Below are 19,001 nucleotides of genomic sequence, written 5' to 3'. Positions count from 1 at the left end.
TAAAGCAGCGGTCGCTTAGAACTGATAGCGTAAGCCAACTGAGGCAGTACGACCGTTAATGGTGCGGGCGGTAATAATGCCATTGGCCGGCACACTGCCTTGCTCAGCTTCCGTTAAACCGACCTTATCGAACAGATTATTGATATTCAGTGATACCGTCAGATCCCTGGCCAGCTCGTAACTGGCAAAGGCATTGATCTGGGTATAGGCACCGAATTTCAAGTCGTTATTATCCTGAGCATAGGCGGCACTGGTGCCAATTAAACTGACACCAAATTGCGCCTGATCCAGAGTATAACGGGCTAACAGGTTATAAATTACATCGGCCTGACGCCTTGGCGTATTGCCGACTAACTCAGGATTCAGCGCATCTTTGCTGATCTCGGCATCGGTCCAGGTAATAGAGCCGCGCAGGTCCAGATCGCCGATGCGGTAGCTACTTTCCAGCTCAATACCCTTGGCCTGATAAACGCGGTCAAAGAAGCGCTGGGTAGTGGCTTCAAAGTTCTGCTCATCCGTTTCAGCAAAGAACAAGGTCGCAAATAGATTCAGGTTGCCATGGCGGCTTTTGCTACCCAGTTCATATTGTTTCACCTGGTCAATGGCATCTTCGCGGGCGACTGAGCCATCGGCGTTAACCTTACCAAACAACAGACGGTCGGCATTAGCACGGCCACCTTTACTGACGCGGCCAAACATGGCCCAATCGTTATTAAACTGGTAGTTGGCGCCGACTGAGTACGAGTTGTAAGCCCAACCGTAGTTCACCAGTTGCGGATTGGCCAGATCAATACCGGACACACTCTGCTCGATAATACTGATCACCCCGTCGCCGTTCATATCACGGCTACTTTGTACCGCGCCGGCATAGCTACCGCTGGCACTGCCAATATCGCGGCGTACACTGGCTTCCAGCGACCAGTCGCCAAAGGCCCAACTGGCTGAAGCGTAAGGTGCCTTAATGCTGTAGTCAGTATCATAATTGCGCTGACAGCAGTTGCCCCAGAACGGCACGCCATAGGCCAGCTGGCCCTGTTCGGAGAAGGCGGTGCCGTTAGCGGCAAACACATTTAGCAGCTCAGCATTATCACCTTTTAACGCCATCAGATAGGAATTCCACAGCCAGGACATGCTGATGCTCTGATCAGCCAGGTAGTAGCCAAAGCTGACATCCACCTCGCCAAAACGGCGTGACAATTTCAGATCGTTAACGATGGAGCCAAAGTCATGCAGTTCGACATCAAAGGTATGAATACGCATCGCATTGCCGTTGCCGTACAAGTCGCCAGCTTGTGGGCCTACCGCATAGCGCACGGTAGCGCCACTGCCGGCAATGCTATTGGCAATCGACTGGGCGCTGTCGACTTCGGCCGGAAACAGCGTAATAAAGTTGCCACTGACTTCACTGATCCGAAAGCGGTTATCCAGGGTCCAGTTATCATCCAGGTCAAACTGCGCTTCGATACCAAAACTGTTTACTTCAGGGTTCATACCATCGCGAATGTCACCGCGTGAGATCTGGTTGTCGCCATTTAGCCGTACGGTCTGAGTTAAGTATGCTGATTGCAGCGTATCTTTTTTGGCATCGTAGCCGGGAACTGAACTGCCATCAGCATACATCGGCATCGGCATATAGCTGGTTACCCGGTCATTCAGATGTTTGGCGTAAAGCCGCACATAACCGCTGTCAAAGTCTTTGGTCAGGTTAGCTTTGAGCTGATAGCCACGCTCACCCTGATAACCCGGATCCCTTACGCCTTCGCCCTGGCGCACAAAGCCGCCAATATGAAAGCGCATATCGTTGTTAATATCGCCGCCATACTCAAAGTCGGTACGGAATTGATCATAATTCAGGCCGGTGGTCAGCGCGACGCTGCCGCCATTATCAAGCCCGGTTTTACTGATAAAGTTAATGACGCCACCCGGTGAGTTGCTGGCGAGGGTGCTGGCAGAGCCACCGCGAATCACCTCGAGCCGTGCCAGGGTAGCGTCAGCGCGGACAAAAATATCGGCGTTACCAAAGGCAATATCACCAAACTGGATCACCGGCAGACCATCTTCCTGCAGGGTTAGAAATTTGGCGCCACCAGCAGCCACCGGCAAGCCACGCACTGCGATATTGGCATTACCCTCACCACCACTGGCTTCACTGCGCACACCCGGCAGCATACGGAACACTTCAGCAGTAGAGCGGGGCGCGGACGCATCGATATCTTCAAAGGTCAGGGTACTCACTGAGACGCTGGATTGCATTACGGTTTGATTGCGCGATACCGCACCCGTTACCAGAATACGCTCAAAGCCGAGGCCACTGGGGGCAGCGTCTGCGGCCGCGTCAGTTTGCTCTGCAGCCGTTGGTTCAGGCGCAGTTTCCTGCGCAATAAGTTGTTGAGAAGTTAAAGCGAGAGTAATGGCCAGCGCCAGGCTGGATAACGCAGGTTGCTGTTGCATCTTGGGTGTCTCCCTTGTCGATCTGGAATAGTATTTTTTATAAGCTGAAACGTTTAAGTTTCCTACCGTTAAAAAAATGCCAGTGGGCATTTTAAGTAGGGCGACCGACCAGTGCAGCGTGATAACAGCTAGATGACACGCTAAAGCTGCTGGCTGGTTCAGGTACAACTCTTATTATTTGGGTAAAACTTTATCAGTTAAAATTGTCTTAAACGTTTTACCTCTAAATTTTGTGGGCGTCAAGACTGTTTAATAACTACACAATAATTTTTTTATCATCAACTAGGAATGTCAGGGTAAACTACAACAAGCCTTGGTATTGGAGTAACGAGTGAATTATCTGGCGCATGCGGCGCTGGCGCAGCCACAGCCGCAATCTTTAGTGGGCAATTTATTAGGCGACTTCTGCAAAGGTGTTGCCATCGATACGCTGCCGCGGCCAATTCAGGCCGGTTTGGCCAATCATCGGGCGGTGGATCGTTTTACCGATAGTCATCCGCTGGTGCGCGAGGCGCGTGCCTGTTTTAGTACTGAGCGCCGTCGCTTTGCGCCGGTGGCATTGGATGTGCTGTTCGATCATTTCTTGATCCGGCATTGGCAGCAGTTTTATGCCACACCGTATCCGCAAGCCAAGTCAGAGCTTTACCTGCAATTGGCGACAGCGGAGCCCCTGATGCCGGAGGCGATGGCGGTGGTAATGCGCAAGGTGCGCCAGCAAGACTGGTTGGCGGCCTATCAGCAGTTAGAGGGTGTAGCAATGGCGCTGGACCGCATTGCGCAGCGCATTCGTTTTGCTAACCGTTTTGGCGGTGCCGGACAGGATATCGAGCGCCATTATCCCAGGCTGGAACAGGCGTTTTTAAGCTTTTATCCCGAATTGCAGGCGCATGTCGCGGCATTAGAATTAGAACGGCCGTCCGGCAGCCTGGATCCGGATTAACGTAAAGCCCGCCGGCATGCTTTAAAACGGCCAGCTGTAAGCGATATTCAGAAAATCCATACCGGGATTGCGGCTGGATAAACCGGCGTTAGAGTAGTGCATATAGCGCAATTTAAGCTTGGCATTGTTTGGCAAATCTAAAATCAAGCCCAGCCGGTCTTCAAACTGGAAATAAGATCCCAGATCTTTACCGGCAAAGCGGCGTTTGTTCAGCACACTGACCCCAACACCAAACTCCCAGGACAGCGCGCGGCCGCCCAGCGTGGTAAATTGTCTGCTTATTACTGGCGACAGCGCGACGGCAAAGTTAGTTTCATACTCTGCCGGCTGGTTATAGCGCCAGAAGTTAGTACTGGCTTCAAATGTTAGCGTTAAATCAGTGGGTAACTTTAAAGCGGTGATTGAAACCTGAATAGGCTGTACAGCCAGACGCAGGCCATGTACCCGCCCGGGACCTTTCAAATATTCTGCTGAGACTTCTTGTGCGGCGACAGGTGATAAACCGACACTAAAAAGCAGTAAAAAAAAGTATATTTTGGCCATTGCCATCCTCCGACTTGCTGGATGGCGGTATTATCTTAAATCAGAAACGACTGAATAAAGGCACTCGTAGTGATAACATTGTTCATGCAGATGAACAATAACAGCCTTGTTTTCGTTACTAATAAGCCCTATATGGCGCAAACGCCTGTTGCAGCCAATTAGCAAAAGCCTGAAAGCGGCCACTAAGATGCCGGTTTGGCATATAGACCAGATATAGTGGAATCGGATTGGTATGCCAGTTTGTCAGAATTGGCTTTATTAAACCCTGAGTCAGTTGTTGCTGTACCATAAACTGTGGGAGCTGGCCGATACCTAAGCCCAGTAGAATCGCATTACGGTGTGCTGTACTCTCATTTAGTATCAACCGGCTATTCGTTAGGATCTCCAGCGAATGTGAACTGCAAGTAAAGCGCAGAGGACGTAGTTGCTTGGCTTTTCCAGCGCGATAAAGAACCAACTGATGGCCGTTTTGCAACTGTTCGGGATGTTGTGGTTCGCCGTAAGTTGCCAGATAAGCCGGTGTGGCACATGTTAATACCGACAGATCGGCAATTTTGCGGGCGATCAGCGAAAGGTCGGTAAGAGCACCACCACGCAGAACGCAGTCAACATTTTCACTGAGCAAGTCCACATTGCTATCTGCGACCCCAAGGTCCAACTCGATCTGCGGATAACGTTGAAAGAAATCAGGTAATAATGGCAATAAAATATCATTAGCCACACCGGAAGCGACATCAACCCGCAATCGGCCGCGAGGTATTGCCTGCTCACCACTGATTTGACTCTCTAAATCGTCAAGCTCCGACAGGAGTTTGCGGACTTGCTGATAATATTGTTGTCCTTCAGTGGTTACAGTGAGCTGACGGGTTGTGCGGTGCAGTAGTTTGACTTTAAGGTGGCTCTCTAGCTGCTGTATCAGTTTAGTCACTGTCGATTTGGGTAGATCCAGCAGCAACGCGCTTTTGGTAAAGCTACCGCTTTCGACTACCTGGCAAAATACTTTTATGGCCTGAAGATGATCCATTTGTTTTCCTGCTATCGTCGTTACTCTTAACCTTTAGCAATCTTAGTGGTTAAGCGCTTTGTTCAAATTCCGCACTGAAAAAAAGCAAGCTGATTAAGCCCAGATGGGGATGGCCACAGTGCCACTGTAACAAAGTTGATATTGTAGCTGGTAAAATGTCAGCAGTCTGGTTCGCTCACTGATTTCAGCTTCTCCGTACTGATATTAACCAGAGCTCTCCTGTAAGTCTTTTGCTGCTTAGGACTATGCTGCCAGTTAAAACAACCAGCTCAGGACGTCAGATTAGCGCCAACCCAACGCCAAAACGCCGTCACAGCGCTTTTTTTCGGCAACTGACGGCACAGCTCTTTACAAAATAGCCAAAGCCGGTAGGCTGCCACTATTTTCGCACTGACCAGAATAACAGCGAGGCACTATGCAACCTTTTATCTATCATATCGGCACTCAGGGCCAGCCTTGGGGTGAAGCAGAAAAACAACAATGGCTTGCCGAGCAACGCATTAAGCGCAGCTATCAGAGCGATGTGTTAAGTCAGTTGAGTGAACTGGAGTCGCAGTTTGAGGTCGTGCAATACGGTGAGCTGGATTATCAGGCGCAGGGTTTTAGTCGCTACCCATTATTTTTGCTAAAAAGCCGTAACTGGCAGGCCGATAAACCGCTGGCGCTGATCACCGGCGGTGTGCATGGCTATGAAACCAGCGGGGTGCATGGCGCGCTGCGGTTTGCTAAAGACCATGCGGCAGCTTATGTTGCCGACTTTAACCTGTTAATTGCGCCCTGTATTAGTCCCTGGGGTTATGAAACGATCAATCGCTGGAACCCGCTGGCAGTCGATCCAAACCGTTCTTTTGTGGCCAATAGCCCGGCGGCAGAAGCCGGATTATTGCGTGACTATGTGCTGGCATTGGATGTTACACCGTTGGTGCATATCGACTTACATGAAACGACCGATTCAGATAACAGCGAATTTCGCCCAGCCAAAGCGGCACGGGATGGTACGGTAAACACCAATTGGAATATTCCGGATGGCTTTTATCTGGTTGGCGATAGCGAAAACCCACAGCCGGATTTTCAAAAAGCCATGATTGATGAAGTGGTAAAAGTGACGCATATCGCCCCTGCTGATGAGCAAGGCTGTTTGATTGGTGAGCCGCTGGCGCAGTTTGGCGTCGTCAATTATCCGAAAAAATCCCTGGGTTTGTGTGGCGGTATGACGGATGCGCGCTTTGTTACCACCACCGAAGTCTATCCGGACAGTCCCAGTGCCACGCCCGAGCAGTGTATTCTGGCGCAGGTAGCCGCGGTAGTGGGTGGCTTAAACTATGTTCGGGAACAGCTGTCAGCGAAGTCGGCATAGTCGGAACGGTCGGAACAGTCGGCATAGTAAGCAACATGAGTATTCAGATCCGCTTAATCAGCGCTGCCGATTTGGCGGCGGTGGTGGCGCTGCAGGATAGCTGTTATAGCGATAATCTGTATGAGCCACCGGAATTATTGGCAAGGCGGCTGACTGCAGCGCCAGAGAGCTGCTGGCTGGCAGAAAGTCCGGCCGGTGAGCTGCTCGCTTATTTGTTTTGCTACCCCTCTGTAGCCGGCAAAGTGGCGCCACTGGGCTGTCCGTTTCAGGTTGCCAGCAAGCCAGAGCTATTGTACTTGCATGATATGGCGGTAAGTACGAAAGCCAGGGGCTTAGGGCTGGCCAGCCGCTTGCTGCAACAGGCGGAGGATTTCGCCAGCCAATACCGCCTGAGTCGTCTGGCGCTGGTCGCCGTGCAGGGCTCAGTAGGTTACTGGCAGCGGCAGGGGTTCATCGTGCAGGATCAGCCAACTGCTGAGGCTCAGGCTGCGTTAAACAGCTATCGAGGGGAACAGGCGCGGTATATGATGAAAGCGTTCTAAAAGCAGTGACGACTTTGCCCTATTGCGACAGCGGTAGCTATACTGGTTGCTGCTAAAATAAGCAACTGGCAGAGGAACCGCCATGCGTAATCCCATTGTTATCCTGCACGGCTGGAGTGATAACAGCCGTTCTTTTCGTGACTTAGCCCACTTTCTGCAAACCGAGTTTGGTGCTGCGGTACAACATCTGTATCTGGCTGACTGGTTGTCATTACAGGATGAGATCAGCTATGGCGATCTGGCCGCGGCGATGCAACAAGCCTGGCTGGGTATGCAACTGCCTACTTCGCCGCAAAGTGTTGATCTGATCGTCCACAGCACCGGTGCCCTGGTTAGCCGGCACTGGTTTACCCGTTATTATGCTGCGGCCACTAACCCGGTCAAACGTTTTCTGCAGCTGGCGCCGGCTAACTTTGGTTCGCCGCTGGCGCATAAAGGCCGCAGCTTCTATGGCCGGGCCGTTAAAGGCTGGAAGCAACCGGGCTTTCAAACCGGCGCCAATTTGTTATATGGGCTGGAGTTGGCGGCCGACTATAGCCGGGAACTGGCTAAAGCCGATCTCTTTGCCACTGAGTCCTGGTATGGTGCGGGCAGAATGCTCAGCACCATTTTAATTGGTAATCGTGGTTACAGCGGGATCAGCGCTATCGCCAACGAAGCCGGCTCAGATGGTACGGTACGCATTGCCGGCGCAAACCTGAATTGTCGTTATCTGAAAGTGGCGCTGGATGAGCAGCAAAACGTTAAGCCCGGCAGTTTGCAACTGAGAAAAAGTCAGGGTGAAATCGCCTTTTCGGTGCTGCCAGATGAACATCATGGCAGCATTACCGCGAACGGTAAAAAAGCTCCGCATAACCCGCTGACCTTAAAGCTGATTCGCCAGGCACTGCAAGTCGAGGATGCCGATTTTCAGGTTGGCAGCACAGGTCATTTTGCCTATCAGCAGCAGTTGGATAGCCAAAACCCGCCAGCCAACTGGCAAGCGGATTTGCGCAGCCAGGTGCTTTGTAAGCTACAGGATCAGCATGGCGATCCGGTCACCGATTACTTTTTAGAAATGTATCGCACGGCCAATGCCGATAGTCGCTTTGAACAAAGGCTGTATCAGCAGTTTTTACGGCACGTGCATCCGCATAGCCAGCAGCCACAAAACCGGGCGTTTTATTTTGATGTAGCGGCGTTATACGAGCTTAGGCAAAGCCCGAACTTTCAGCAGTTGTTTTTAAGTTTTCATGCCCAGCCGCTGTTTAAACCGCCGCGACAACCCGCTGGCTTTAGTGTGGTACCAGCCAGTGCAGCAGCAGGGCTGCGTTTGGCGGTTGAGGAACTGGCGCAGATTTTTGCACCGCATCAAACACTGCTGTTGGATGTGGAATTAACGCGCCAGGTCGCTGAGTCGGTTTTTACTTTGCAGCGTCATTAAAGGCAGTACGCCAGCGTTGATAATGCTTTAGCGTTGGTGCCGGGCGCTCGGTATACCAGGCATAACCTTGCCGGCGTTCGAGCGAGACCTGATGCACGTCATAATAAAGTTCGCCATCACGATCGCCAAAGATCGGTCTGTTGGTATTAAGCTCTGCGAAGCGTGGCCACAAAGGCCCGGCGCCGGCTTTGGCTTGCAGCACCCGCAGTTGCGGATGCCAGTGTTGATCAGTGATCGCATGGCGCGCTAACCAGCCGGCGGCAGCATGGATACTCTGCTTCAGTTCAACGGATGGCTTGGGCAAGCTGAGCAAAAAATCCAGCAGGCTGGCACTTTCCATTACCGCCAGCGCCGGCATTTCGTAGGCTCTGGCCCAGGCCGGTTGCAAGGTACGGTGATGATACTGTGCCGCCCACAGGCTCAACCCTGCCTCGTCCCGCTGTTGCAACTGCAGTAACAGCTTAAGGCCACGGCTAAAAGCCTGTCCGGCTTGTTGTTGCAAGCTGGCATCGACGAAAGCAAACTCAGTTTCAGCTGTACTTACGGCATACAGTAAGCTCAGTACCTCCTCGGTTACCTCATCGTTAAGCGTAATATGATCATGATAACCCCCGCGCAGCGGAAAGCTCTGCGGCCAGCCACCATTCGGGTACTGCGCCTGCAACAGCAAGGTTATACCGCGGGTAAAGGCTTGCCGGTAAAGCGGCTCGGCCGTTGCGTTATATGCCCGGGCCAGCACCCTTAATTGTGTCGTGGTGGCGCTGTTGTCAAAGGTAGGCACATAGTTTGGCTCCACGCCCCAGTGCTGACCACTTTGCCGGGCAATGCGCATATCGGTTCGTTTCGACCAGCCACCGCTTGGCGTTTGCAGACTGAGTATGGCCTGCAATAATTCGCGTCCGGCCGCGCTTTGATAAAACGCCGCCGGTAAGTCAGGCTCAAAGCCAAAGCGCCGGGTTGGTGTGGGTAAGCTAAAATCGCTTTGGCGCAAAGCCTGCCGTTCAGCCTGTAGCGTCGCCTCATCTTGCTGCAGCAGCCTTGCAGAACGCGCGTAATACAGCTCCCAGCTGGTTGAAAGCAGCGGCTCTGACGGGCTGCTGCCGGCATGCAGTTCGCCGCAGAGCAGGGCGCCGCTCAGTAACAAAGGCCGCAATAATGAGAGCATTTTCAGCACCAAATTGAATGGTAAAAAAGCTACGCTAACCTGCGCTGGCCTCGCAGGCAAAGTCAGGCCTGGGGTTTTTGTGCTTTTGTTCGTATCTGGAATTTCCCTGTCGCGGGAAATCACTTAGTCTGTAACACGGTCTGTTACGGAGAGTGCAAATTGAGAGTATTGCTAAGTGTACTGGTGTTAACCTTTGCTGCGCCGCTTTCGGCAGAGATTCTGGCGCAGCAGTTACCGGGTTTTTATCAGCAGCTGAAAGCAGAGCAACAGTTTAGTGCCGCCTGGCGCCCGGATAGCGCTCAGTCAATTCAGCTGTGGCGTACTGAGGCGCGGCAACTGCTGCGCGACGCACTGCTGTGGCCTGAACAGCCACTGGATTTTGCGGCTGAACAACTGATGGTTGAGCAGCGCGATGGCTATCAGGCCGAGCGCTGGCAGCTTAATCTGACACCAGAAAACCGGGTTACCGTTTCGGTGCTGAGCCCGGCAGGTGAGGGGCCTTTCCCGGCGTTACTGCTGCTACATGATCACGGCGCTTATTTTTTAATTGGTAAAGCCAAGCTGATCAAACCCTTTGCCAGGGATCCCGATCTTGCCAAGGCGGAGGCCTGGACTAAACGTTATTACGATGGCCGTTTTATCGGTGATGAGTTAGCGGCTCAGGGGTATCTGGTGCTGGCAGCGGACTCCTTGGGTTTTGGTGAACGGGGACCGTTAAATGCCGATGCCCAGCAGGCGCTGGCCGCGAATTTTTTTCAGCTCGGGCGCTCGCTGGCCGGTTTGGCGGCTTATGAAGACTTGCGGTTGGCAGCCTTTCTTGCCCAGCTGCCGCAGGTCGATAATACACGCATTGCGGCATTGGGTTTTTCAATGGGCGGGTTTCGGGCCTGGCAACTGGCGGCACTGACGGATGATATCAAAGCCGCGGCGACCATTAGCTGGATGACCACCAGTGATACTGCTATGACGCCGGGCAATAATCAATTACGCGGCCAAACGGCGTTCTGGATGTTACATCCCGGTTTGGCAGCGAAACTGGATTACCCGCATCTGGCGGGCATAGCAGCACCTAAACCGGCATTGTTTATCAGTGGTGCTAAAGATCGTCTGATGCCTGCGGCCGGCACTGAGCAGGCTTTTGCCACGATGCGACAAATCTGGCAGGCGCATGGTGCCGGCGAAAAGCTGGTGACTGAGCTTTGGCCGGAGTACGGGCATCAGTTTTCGGCGGCGCAGCAGCAGCGGGTATGGCGTTGGCTGGAGGAGGTGTTTGCTAAGCCTGCTGCTGCAGATAATCATTAGCGTTGGGAGCTGAGCATCCGGCGCGTTTAGCCGCCGGATGCTCGGAATTAAAATCTGTGTAACGATGACTAACAGTAGCTTTGAGATCGGAGCAGCGCCCTTAGCAGGGTAGTAATTTTCTCCACCGGCTTCAAGGATCACATCCCTGTGCCCTTTCAGCCTCCGCAGCATCCCTGCTGCTGTTACGAAAATTCTACCGCAGCCAAGGGCTTAAATAGTATCTGGTATGCATCACGAAAAATATCATAGAGAACAGCAGATATAAGACGAGGTGGTAAGCATTCCGTGCACTTTGTAAGGGAATGTATTTTTCAGGGATGAAAAATGCAAGCGTACAGGGATGTATTCACAGCGTGTCCCGTCAAAGTTGTACGGTGTGCTTGCCACCGTATGCACAGATCTGGGACTCTATCTCTAACGCCGGATGGGGATAACTTGATAGTTCACCCGTAGACGACGGATTTGAGGATTCTTAAGGTAGTAACAACCAAATCACTACTGATCTAAACCCCCTGCAATCTGGTATAGTCCGCTTATTTCCCTGAATACAGAGCAACATATGCAATACACCACTTTAGGCAGCAGCGGCTTGCGGGTATCGCGGGTTTGTCTGGGTACCATGACCTGGGGCCAGCAAAATACCCAGGCAGATGCCGATGCGCAACTGGCGCTGGCACTGGATGCCGGCGTGAATTTTATCGACACTGCAGAAATGTATGCGATTCCACCGCGGCCAGAAACCTATGGCGCCACCGAGCAGATTATTGGCAACTGGTTAAGCCGTAATAGCGCCAAACGAGAGCAGTTAGTGCTTGCTACCAAGATCGCCGGCAACGGCCTGGCACATATTCGCGACGGGAGCGATATTAGCCCGCAAAGTCTGGTCGCTGCGGTCGACGGCTCGCTTAAGCGGTTACAGACAGACTATATCGATGTATACCAGCTACACTGGCCAAATCGCCGTTCGCCGCACTTTGGCCGGCATGCCGTGAATCAAGTACGCTTTAGTGAAACGGATAGCATAGCGCAGCAAGCAGAGATGCTGGCGATTCTGGAGACGCTTGGCAAGCTGGTGCAGGCTGGCAAGATCCGCTATTGCGGCCTGTCGAATGAAACGCCCTGGGGGATTAGCCAGTACCTAAAGCTCAGCGCACAGCATAACCTACCGCGGATGGTCTCGATTCAAAACGAGTTTGGCCCGCTGCATACCAAAGACTGGCCCTATCTAATTGAGCAATGCCAGCACGAGAATATCGCCTATTTACCCTGGTCACCGCTGGCAGGTGGTGCCCTAACCGGTAAGTATCTGGACGGGCAACGACCGGCTGCCAGCCGCTGGACCCTGGTGCAGCGCAATGGTTTATTTCGCGACACACCAGAGTCAAATGCGGCGATCCGTGCTTTTTGTGAACTGGCTGCCGCCCATCAGCTAAGCGCGGCGCAATTGGCGCTGGCCTGGGTGAATCAGGTTGATGGTGTCAGTTCGACCATTATCGGCGCCACCAGTACCAGCCAGTTAGCAGAAAATCTGGCCGCCTTTGAGCTGACATTAAGTCACGAGCTATTGGCTGGCGTAACCGAATTTCTGCGCCAGCACTCACTACCGTTTTAGCCACTTTACAATGGCTGGGGGTCAGGTGTTACAGTAACAGCTAATATGCAGCAGTTGAGGTATTACCGTGACCAGAGAGAATCAATCGGATTGCCAGCAATCAGCTTGTTGTGCAAAAGTGCAGCCTGAGCAAGAGCCTGTTACTAAAGCCGCCAGCCACGATGCTCAGTGGCATAGCCTTTATCATATTCCGAAAATGGATTGTCCATCGGAAGAGCGATTAATCCGTCTGGCATTGCAGGACCTGGATGGGATTGTGCAACTCGAGTTTGATCTGGCACAGCGTCAGCTGGCGATCTTGCATCAGGGCGATGCAACGATGATCACCAAAAAGCTGCAAAGTTTGGGGTTGGGAGCACAGCTTTCCATCTCACGTGCCGCATCTGCAGCTGATCGCCAAAGCTTTACCGCTGATCCGGCAGCTGAAAGAAGTACACTTTATTGGTTGCTGGCAATCAACGCTATGATGTTCGTGCTGGAGTTTGCTGTTGGCATAGTCGCGCAGTCAATGGCGCTGCTCGCCGACTCATTAGACATGTTTGCTGATGCAGCCGTTTATTTGCTGGCCTTATTCGCCGTCGGCAAAGGATTACAGTTACAGCTTCGGGCTGCCAAAGTGGCAGGCTGGTTACAGGCGATTCTGGCGCTTGGCGTGTTAGCCGAGGTTGTACGCAGAGCACTATATGGCAGTGAGCCGCAGTCAACGCTGATGCTGGGCATGGCCAGTCTGGCGTTAGTCGCAAACGTTAGTTGCTTGATGTTACTAGCTAAACATCGGCAGGGTGGCGTTCATATGAAAGCCAGCTGGATCTTTTCGGCTAACGATGTATTGATTAATTTTGGAGTGATTCTGGGCGCGTTGTTAGTCGCATGGACCGGCTCGGCTTATCCGGATTTGCTGGTAGGGGCTGTTGTTGGCGCTATCGTGTTGTTGGGCGCCAAACGGATATTGGCGTTAAGAAGCTAGCCTTTATGACAGTTTTATGAAGTTTAGCGCCATGACTTGATATATGAAAAAACATATATACAATTCAGTATATATTTGTTTTTTACGTACATGGGTTCAGCATGGCGTTAGCGAAAATTCTTTTTATCTGCACCGAAAATTCGGCGCGCTCCATCATGGCGGAAGCGATAGCCCGACATAAATATGCCGATCGTTTTGAAGTTTATAGCGCCGGTAGCCACCCGGGCACCGCCGATAGCCGGGCATTGGCAGTATTAAACTCGCATGGCATTAGCACCGAAGGTTTGTTTTCCAAGCCCCTGAGCGCGCACCGGCAGCAGCATTTCGATTATGCCATCGTACTGTGCAGCAAAACCGCTGCTGAGTGTGCCCATGATATTTCAGCCAAACATTTGCTGGCCTGGGATTTTAGCGATCCCAAACAACAAGGCACCCTCAAAGCCTTTGAAACGACCTTACATGAACTGGCTGAACGGCTAAGTATGTTTGTGCTGCTGTATGACAAACAGCATCAGCACGAGCCTCTCACCGCACTAAATCTGTGCAAATTACTGTCTGACGACACCCGTCTTAATACCGTACTACTGATCCAGGCGGAGCAGGAGCTATGTGTCTGTGAGCTGACGGCAGCCCTTGTCGAAACGCAGCCAAAAATTTCCCGGCATTTAGCAATGCTCCGTAAAGCCGGCTTGTTACAAGACCGCCGGCAAGGGCAGTGGGTGTATTATCGCCTGGCCGAAGATTTACCGTTGTGGGCCAGCGAAAGCATTAAGCAATTTGCCACTGCCAGCGCCAGTAGCATCCAGCCGCTATTAGCTAACCTGAACGCGATGGGCGAACGGCCACAGCGCCTGCAGCAATGTCAAACCGCTTGTTAATGTTGTAATCGACAATAAGGAACCATGATGGCTCATCCATACGATGTATTACTGCTGGAGCAGGTTCGGCTGATTTTTACCCCTTGCCCCGGTACCAAGGGCACCTCTGTGGCTGAGGCATTGGCGACACTAAAAGCTGCGGGTGCCAAAGCCGTATTAACGCTAACACCGGCAACTGAGCTGGCGGCGCTTCAGGTCACGGAGCTAGCCGAACAATGCGCGGCAGCTGGCTTAACCTGGTTTCATTGCCCGATAGAAGATGACTGTGCGCCGGGTGAAGCCTTTCAGCAGGCCTGGCAAAGTGCCGGCCCCGCCATACAGCAGTTACTTAGCCAGCAGCAGAGCGTGGCGATTCATTGCAAAGGCGGCTCAGGTCGCACTTCGCTGGCGGCAGCACAATTGCTGGCCGAACGTGGTGTCGCTAAAGCGCAGATCCTGAGCAGTATTAAGCAGATCCGGCCGCATGCGCTAAGCCTGCCGCCACATATTGATTATTTTAACGCGCTAGCTGGCGCCTGACAGAAGGATTTACTGATGACGATTAAAGTTGGCATTAACGGCTTTGGCCGGATTGGCCGCCTGGCCCTGCGTGCGGCCTTTGATTGGCCAGAGTTTGAGTTTGTAAAGATCAATGATCCGGCAGCCGATGCCGCAACCTTTGCCCATTTACTGAACTTTGACTCAGTCCATGGCCGCTGGCAGCATCAAGCTGAGGCGGCTGGCGATACCATACTTATTAATGGCAAAACCATTCAGGTCAGCGGCAATAAAGCCATTGCCGATACTGACTGGTCCGGTTGTGATCTGGTGATTGAAGCTTCGGGTAAGATGAAAACCAAAGCCGCGCTACAAGCTTATCTGGAGCACGGCGTAAAGCGCGTGGTGGTAAGTGCACCGGTAAAAGAAGCCGGAGTGCTGAATGTGGTGATGGGCGTGAATCAGCAGTTATTTAATGCCGCCGAACATCGCATTGTTACTGCAGCCAGTTGTACCACTAACTGTTTAGCGCCGGTGGTTAAGGTGATCCACGAACAACTGGGGATTAAGCATGGCTCTATTACCACGATTCATGATTTAACCAATACGCAATCGATTTTAGATACGCCCCATAAAGACTTACGCCGGGCCCGCGCTTGTGGTGCCAGTTTAATTCCGACCACCACCGGTTCAGCGACCGCTATTACCGAGATCTTTCCGGAGTTAAAGGGCCGCTTAAATGGCCATGCGGTGCGGGTGCCACTGGCTAATGCCTCGTTAACGGATTGCGTGTTTGAAGTCGAGCGCGCCACTACCGCCGAGGAAGTGAATGCCATGCTCAAGGATGCAGCTGAAGGTGAGCTGGCAGGAATTTTGGGTTATGAAAGCCGGCCGCTGGTGTCGGTGGATTATAAAACCGACCCACGCTCCAGTATTATTGATGCCTTATCGACTATGGTAGTAAATGGTACTCAGGTAAAAATTTATGCCTGGTACGACAACGAATGGGGTTATGCCAATCGCACGGTCGAACTGGCGAAATTAGTCGGTTTGGCAGACTAAATGACGATATGATAACTATGCGCAGCGATATCAAACAATATCTGGTCGTTACCGGTAATTACTGGGCCTTCACGCTGACCGATGGTGCGCTGCGCATGCTGATTGTGCTGCATTTTTATCAGCTGGGTTACTCGCCACTGGCCATTGCCTCGTTATTCTTGTTTTACGAGTTTTTCGGGATTGTAACTAACCTCACCGGCGGCTGGCTCGGTGCCCGGCTCGGCTTAAACAAGACGATGAATATCGGTTTGTTTCTGCAAATTATTGCGCTCAGTATGTTGTTAGTTCCTGCCGATATGCTAACGGTACTGTGGATAATGGTAGCGCAAGCGATCTCGGGAATAGCCAAAGATCTGAATAAAATGAGTGCGAAAAGCGCCATCAAGTTATTGCTACCGGATGAGGCCCAAGGCGCGCTGTATAAGTGGGTGGCGGTACTAACCGGCTCCAAGAATGCGCTAAAGGGCGTCGGGTTTTTCCTCGGTGGTCTATTGCTGGCGTTGCTGGGATTTCAGGGCGCAATGGCCGTAATGGCGGCTACGCTCTTGCTGGTGTGGATCCTCAGTTTGTTGCTGCTGAAAAAGGATCTTGGGAAAAAAAGTTTCAAACCCAAATTTACCGAGTTGCTGTCAAAAAGTGCCAGTTTAAACTGGCTATCGGCGGCGCGGTTTTGTTTGTTTGCCTCGCGCGATGTCTGGTTTGTGATAGCCCTACCTATTTATCTTGCCAGCAGCGCCGGTTGGTCACAAAGTGCGGTCGGAGCCTTTTTAGCCTGCTGGGTGATTGGTTATGGCATAGTGCAAGCTCTTACGCCAGCACTTACCCACAGCAGTAAAAAGGCGCCACCGGCGGCGGGTACAGCTCTGCATTGGGCGTTGGTGCTGGCTGCCTTACCCTGGCTGATCGGCCTGGCGATGCTATTTAGTGGCGAGCCGCTGTGGGCGCTGCTGCTCGGTTTGCTGCTCTACGGTGCGGTATTTGCCATTAACTCCAGTTTGCACAGCTATTTAATTGTGGCCAGTGCCAATCGTGACGGTGTCTCGCTGGATGTCGGCTTTTATTATATGGCAAACGCGGCCGGGCGCTTAGTCGGCACTTTATTATCCGGCTGGGCGTTTCAGGCCTATGGTTTAGTGGCGTGTTTGTGGATCTCAGGGTTACTGTTGCTCGGGGCTGTGGCTTGTACCTGGGCATTGCGGCGCTGTCAGACATCGGCACAGGTAACGGGTTGAGCAGATTAATTTTTCTTTTGTTGTTTTTTTACACTAGACTGAAGCGGACTGGAACAAAAAAACAGCAAGAGGAGAGTGATATGCGTTGGTCTGCTTCAATTTTAGCGTTATCTTGCGCCGCTTTATTAGCGGCCTGCTCGCCACCGGCAGAGCAAAAAACGGCTACTCCGCCACCACAGGCAGCGGTAAGTCAGACAGTGCCGCAGTATTCGGCTGAAACCTTTTTTAACACCACCACCCTCTATGGCTCTTCACTAAGTCATGACGGCACTGCGGTACTGGTAACCAGCGATGCCAGTGGTATTTTTAATGTCTACCGTTATCCGGTAGATGGCAGCGCCCCAACGCAGTTAACCCAATCGACCAGCGATGCCTATAACGGTATCAGTTGGTTTCCTAAGGATGATCGCTTTTTATATACCGCTGATCAGGGTGGCAATGAGTTAAACCACGTTTATGTGCAACTACCCGATGGCAGCAGCAAAGATTTAACACCGGGCGACAAGCTTAAGGCGCAGATGGTGGGCTGGCATCAGGACGATGTGCATTTCTTTATTATGACCAACGAGCGGGATAACCGCTTTTTCGATTTGTATCAATACAGCAGTGTGGACTACAGCCGTAGCATGTTGTTTGAAAACAATACCGGTTTTAATTTAGAAGCGGTAAGCCCGAATGGCCGCTATCTGGCGCTTAGCCGCACTAACTCTAACTCTGACTCCGATCTGTTTTTGGTCGATTTACAGGCCGATAAAGCAGAACCTAAGTTGATTACGCCTACCGATGGCAATATCCAACATGGGGCTTATACCTTTACCGTTGATAATAAGGCCTTGATTTACAGTACCAATGGTCATGGCGAATTTAATCAAGCCTGGCGTTATGATCTGGCGACGGCTGAACACAGTGCCTATATCGCCGCCGATTGGGATGTTTCTTTCCTGTATTTCTCGAAATCAGGCCGTTATCAGGTGGTGGGGGTGAATGCCGATGCCCGCACTGAGTTAACCATTACCGATCTGAGCAGCGGGCAAAAACTGCAAATGCCGGCTTATCCAGCCGGCGATTTACGTGGAGTCAGTTTCTCGGCCGATGAAAACACCATGGTGTTTTATGTGAACTCAGATACCTCACCGTCAAACTTATTCGTCTGGCGTCTGGGCACCGATAGCGTGGCCCAGCTAACGCAAACCCTGGCTGCGGGTATGGATGCCGCGCATCTGGTGCAAAGCTCGATCGAGCGCTTTAAAAGTTTCGATGGCCTGGAAATTCCCGGTTTACTGTATAAACCTAAGCAGGCCAGTAGCAGCAACAAAGTCCCCGGCATTATCTGGATCCACGGTGGTCCGGGCGGCCAAACCCGCCAGGGCTACAGTGCGATGATGCAGCATCTGGTCAATCATGGTTATGCGGTGTTTGGTGTCAATAACCGGGGTTCGTCCGGTTACGGTAAAACTTTCTATCATCTTGATGATAAACGGCATGGTGAAGATGACTTACAAGACATCGTCTATGGCAAAAAGTACCTGCAAAGCCTGGACTGGATTGATGGCGACAAGATAGTGGTCATGGGTGGTAGCTATGGTGGCTATCTGACGATGGCGGCGCTGGCCTTTACCGATGAGTTTGATGCCGGCATTAATATCTTCGGTGTTACCAACTGGGTGCGGACGCTGGAGAGTATTCCACCATGGTGGGAGAGTTTCCGTCAGTCGCTGTACGATGAGTTGGGCGATCCGGCCGTTGATGGTGAACGTTTGCGCCGTATTTCGCCGCTGTTTCATGCCGGTAATATTAAAGCCCCGGTATTGGTCGTGCAGGGCGCTAACGACCCGCGGGTGTTACAGGTTGAAAGCGATGAGATGGTGGCGGCGATCCGTGCTAATAATGTGCCGGTGGAGTATGTGTTGTTCCCGGACGAAGGTCATGGGTTTGCGGTAAAAGCTAACCGGATTAAAGCGCAGGAGGCGTATTTAAGTTTCTTGCAAACGCATTTGAAGTAGCGGCTGTTGTTTGATTCAAGCGC

16 protein-coding genes are annotated in these 19,001 nt (G+C 52.1%); 12 read left to right on the top strand and 4 right to left on the bottom strand.

From position 1 onward, the window contains the following. Window positions 1-15: 15 nt before the first annotated feature. Window positions 16-2,451: a TonB-dependent receptor gene (locus tag AGRI_RS05360; protein WP_008983977.1), complete on the bottom strand. Its 2,436-nt coding sequence runs from the start codon at window positions 2,449-2,451 to the stop codon at window positions 16-18. 331 nt (window positions 2,452-2,782) lie between these two features. On the opposite strand from AGRI_RS05360, the gene AGRI_RS05355 reads away from it, so the two are divergent. Beyond that, window positions 2,783-3,391 carry an acyl carrier protein phosphodiesterase gene (locus tag AGRI_RS05355; RefSeq protein WP_008983976.1) on the top strand — a complete coding sequence of 203 codons (609 nt, stop codon included), beginning with the start codon at window positions 2,783-2,785 and terminating at the stop codon, window positions 3,389-3,391. A 21-nt stretch (window positions 3,392-3,412) separates the two neighbouring features. Here AGRI_RS05355 and AGRI_RS05350 read toward each other — a convergent pair whose 3' ends face one another. After that, window positions 3,413-3,934 (bottom strand): acyloxyacyl hydrolase, encoded by a 522-nt coding sequence (locus AGRI_RS05350; protein WP_008983975.1) that lies wholly within the window; start codon window positions 3,932-3,934, stop codon window positions 3,413-3,415. Between the two features lie 118 nt (window positions 3,935-4,052). Then, window positions 4,053-4,958, bottom strand: coding sequence for a LysR family transcriptional regulator (locus tag AGRI_RS05345; protein ID WP_008983974.1), 906 nt, complete (start codon window positions 4,956-4,958; stop codon window positions 4,053-4,055). 415 nt (window positions 4,959-5,373) lie between these two features. On the opposite strand from AGRI_RS05345, the gene AGRI_RS05340 reads away from it, so the two are divergent. The 3 genes from AGRI_RS05340 to AGRI_RS05330 all read left to right on the top strand — a co-directional run bounded on the left by AGRI_RS05340 (window position 5,374) and on the right by AGRI_RS05330 (window position 8,280). Next, window positions 5,374-6,315: a M14 family metallopeptidase gene (locus AGRI_RS05340; protein ID WP_008983973.1), complete on the top strand. Its 942-nt coding sequence runs from the start codon at window positions 5,374-5,376 to the stop codon at window positions 6,313-6,315. A 35-nt stretch (window positions 6,316-6,350) separates the two neighbouring features. Continuing rightward, a complete protein-coding gene (locus AGRI_RS05335) occupies window positions 6,351-6,857 on the top strand; it encodes a GNAT family N-acetyltransferase (RefSeq protein WP_008983972.1) in 507 nt (168 codons plus the stop codon). Window positions 6,858-6,939: 82 nt separating this feature from the next. Then, window positions 6,940-8,280 carry an esterase/lipase family protein gene (locus AGRI_RS05330; RefSeq protein ID WP_008983971.1) on the top strand — a complete coding sequence of 447 codons (1,341 nt, stop codon included), beginning with the start codon at window positions 6,940-6,942 and terminating at the stop codon, window positions 8,278-8,280. On the opposite strand, the gene pelA is transcribed toward AGRI_RS05330, so the two are convergent. Then, the gene (pelA, locus tag AGRI_RS16325) at window positions 8,261-9,445 is read right to left on the bottom strand and encodes a pectate lyase (RefSeq protein ID WP_008983970.1); all 1,185 of its coding nucleotides are present in this window, start codon (window positions 9,443-9,445) and stop codon (window positions 8,261-8,263) included. The genes AGRI_RS05330 and pelA overlap by 20 nt on opposite strands. A gap of 159 nt (window positions 9,446-9,604) precedes the next feature. Here pelA and AGRI_RS05320 point away from each other — a divergent pair, with 159 nt between their 5' ends. The 8 genes from AGRI_RS05320 (at window position 9,605) to AGRI_RS05285 (ending at window position 18,978) form a co-directional block, all read left to right on the top strand. Then, complete coding sequence (locus AGRI_RS05320) at window positions 9,605-10,747, top strand: dienelactone hydrolase family protein (RefSeq protein ID WP_008983969.1); 1,143 nt, start codon at window positions 9,605-9,607, stop codon at window positions 10,745-10,747. 559 nt (window positions 10,748-11,306) lie between these two features. Beyond that, entirely contained in the window at window positions 11,307-12,359 is a 1,053-nt protein-coding gene (locus tag AGRI_RS05315; RefSeq protein WP_008983968.1) for an aldo/keto reductase, read from the top strand. A 118-nt stretch (window positions 12,360-12,477) separates the two neighbouring features. Then, window positions 12,478-13,326 (top strand): cation efflux transmembrane domain-containing protein, encoded by an 849-nt coding sequence (locus tag AGRI_RS05310; protein ID WP_156808361.1) that lies wholly within the window; start codon window positions 12,478-12,480, stop codon window positions 13,324-13,326. Window positions 13,327-13,427: 101 nt separating this feature from the next. Beyond that, window positions 13,428-14,204 (top strand): metalloregulator ArsR/SmtB family transcription factor, encoded by a 777-nt coding sequence (locus AGRI_RS05305; protein WP_008983966.1) that lies wholly within the window; start codon window positions 13,428-13,430, stop codon window positions 14,202-14,204. Between the two features lie 27 nt (window positions 14,205-14,231). Further along, window positions 14,232-14,723 (top strand): phosphatase domain-containing putative toxin, encoded by a 492-nt coding sequence (locus AGRI_RS05300; RefSeq protein ID WP_008983965.1) that lies wholly within the window; start codon window positions 14,232-14,234, stop codon window positions 14,721-14,723. 15 nt (window positions 14,724-14,738) lie between these two features. Next, on the top strand, window positions 14,739-15,743 hold the full coding sequence (locus AGRI_RS05295; RefSeq protein WP_008983964.1) for an ArsJ-associated glyceraldehyde-3-phosphate dehydrogenase: 1,005 nt from the start codon (window positions 14,739-14,741) through the stop codon (window positions 15,741-15,743). 8 nt (window positions 15,744-15,751) lie between these two features. After that, window positions 15,752-16,975 (top strand): organoarsenical effux MFS transporter ArsJ, encoded by a 1,224-nt coding sequence (arsJ, locus tag AGRI_RS05290; protein WP_040291488.1) that lies wholly within the window; start codon window positions 15,752-15,754, stop codon window positions 16,973-16,975. A gap of 80 nt (window positions 16,976-17,055) precedes the next feature. Beyond that, window positions 17,056-18,978 (top strand): alpha/beta hydrolase family protein, encoded by a 1,923-nt coding sequence (locus AGRI_RS05285; RefSeq protein ID WP_008951655.1) that lies wholly within the window; start codon window positions 17,056-17,058, stop codon window positions 18,976-18,978. Window positions 18,979-19,001 lie beyond the last annotated feature (23 nt).

The sequence above is a fragment of the Alishewanella agri BL06 genome (assembly GCF_000272005.1).
GTDB classification, from domain to species: Bacteria; Pseudomonadota; Gammaproteobacteria; order Enterobacterales; family Alteromonadaceae; genus Alishewanella; species Alishewanella agri.
This window is presented reverse-complemented; position numbering and strand designations above follow the sequence as displayed.

Excerpts from the sequence above, each read along its gene's own strand:
- AGRI_RS05340 (WP_008983973.1), top strand. The coding sequence starts at position 5,374 with ATGCAACCTTTTATCTATCATATCGGCACTCAGGGCCAGCCTTGGGGT.
- AGRI_RS05295 (WP_008983964.1), top strand. The coding sequence starts at position 14,739 with ATGACGATTAAAGTTGGCATTAACGGCTTTGGCCGGATTGGCCGCCTG.
- AGRI_RS05360 (WP_008983977.1), bottom strand. The coding sequence starts at position 2,451 with ATGCAACAGCAACCTGCGTTATCCAGCCTGGCGCTGGCCATTACTCTC.
- AGRI_RS05345 (WP_008983974.1), bottom strand. The coding sequence starts at position 4,958 with ATGGATCATCTTCAGGCCATAAAAGTATTTTGCCAGGTAGTCGAAAGC.
- AGRI_RS05305 (WP_008983966.1), top strand. The coding sequence starts at position 13,428 with ATGGCGTTAGCGAAAATTCTTTTTATCTGCACCGAAAATTCGGCGCGC.
- AGRI_RS05330 (WP_008983971.1), top strand. The coding sequence starts at position 6,940 with ATGCGTAATCCCATTGTTATCCTGCACGGCTGGAGTGATAACAGCCGT.
- arsJ (WP_040291488.1), top strand. The coding sequence starts at position 15,752 with ATGATAACTATGCGCAGCGATATCAAACAATATCTGGTCGTTACCGGT.
- AGRI_RS05335 (WP_008983972.1), top strand. The coding sequence starts at position 6,351 with ATGAGTATTCAGATCCGCTTAATCAGCGCTGCCGATTTGGCGGCGGTG.
- AGRI_RS05315 (WP_008983968.1), top strand. The coding sequence starts at position 11,307 with ATGCAATACACCACTTTAGGCAGCAGCGGCTTGCGGGTATCGCGGGTT.
- pelA (WP_008983970.1), bottom strand. The coding sequence starts at position 9,445 with ATGCTCTCATTATTGCGGCCTTTGTTACTGAGCGGCGCCCTGCTCTGC.
- AGRI_RS05285 (WP_008951655.1), top strand. The coding sequence starts at position 17,056 with ATGCGTTGGTCTGCTTCAATTTTAGCGTTATCTTGCGCCGCTTTATTA.
- AGRI_RS05350 (WP_008983975.1), bottom strand. The coding sequence starts at position 3,934 with ATGGCCAAAATATACTTTTTTTTACTGCTTTTTAGTGTCGGTTTATCA.
- AGRI_RS05300 (WP_008983965.1), top strand. The coding sequence starts at position 14,232 with ATGGCTCATCCATACGATGTATTACTGCTGGAGCAGGTTCGGCTGATT.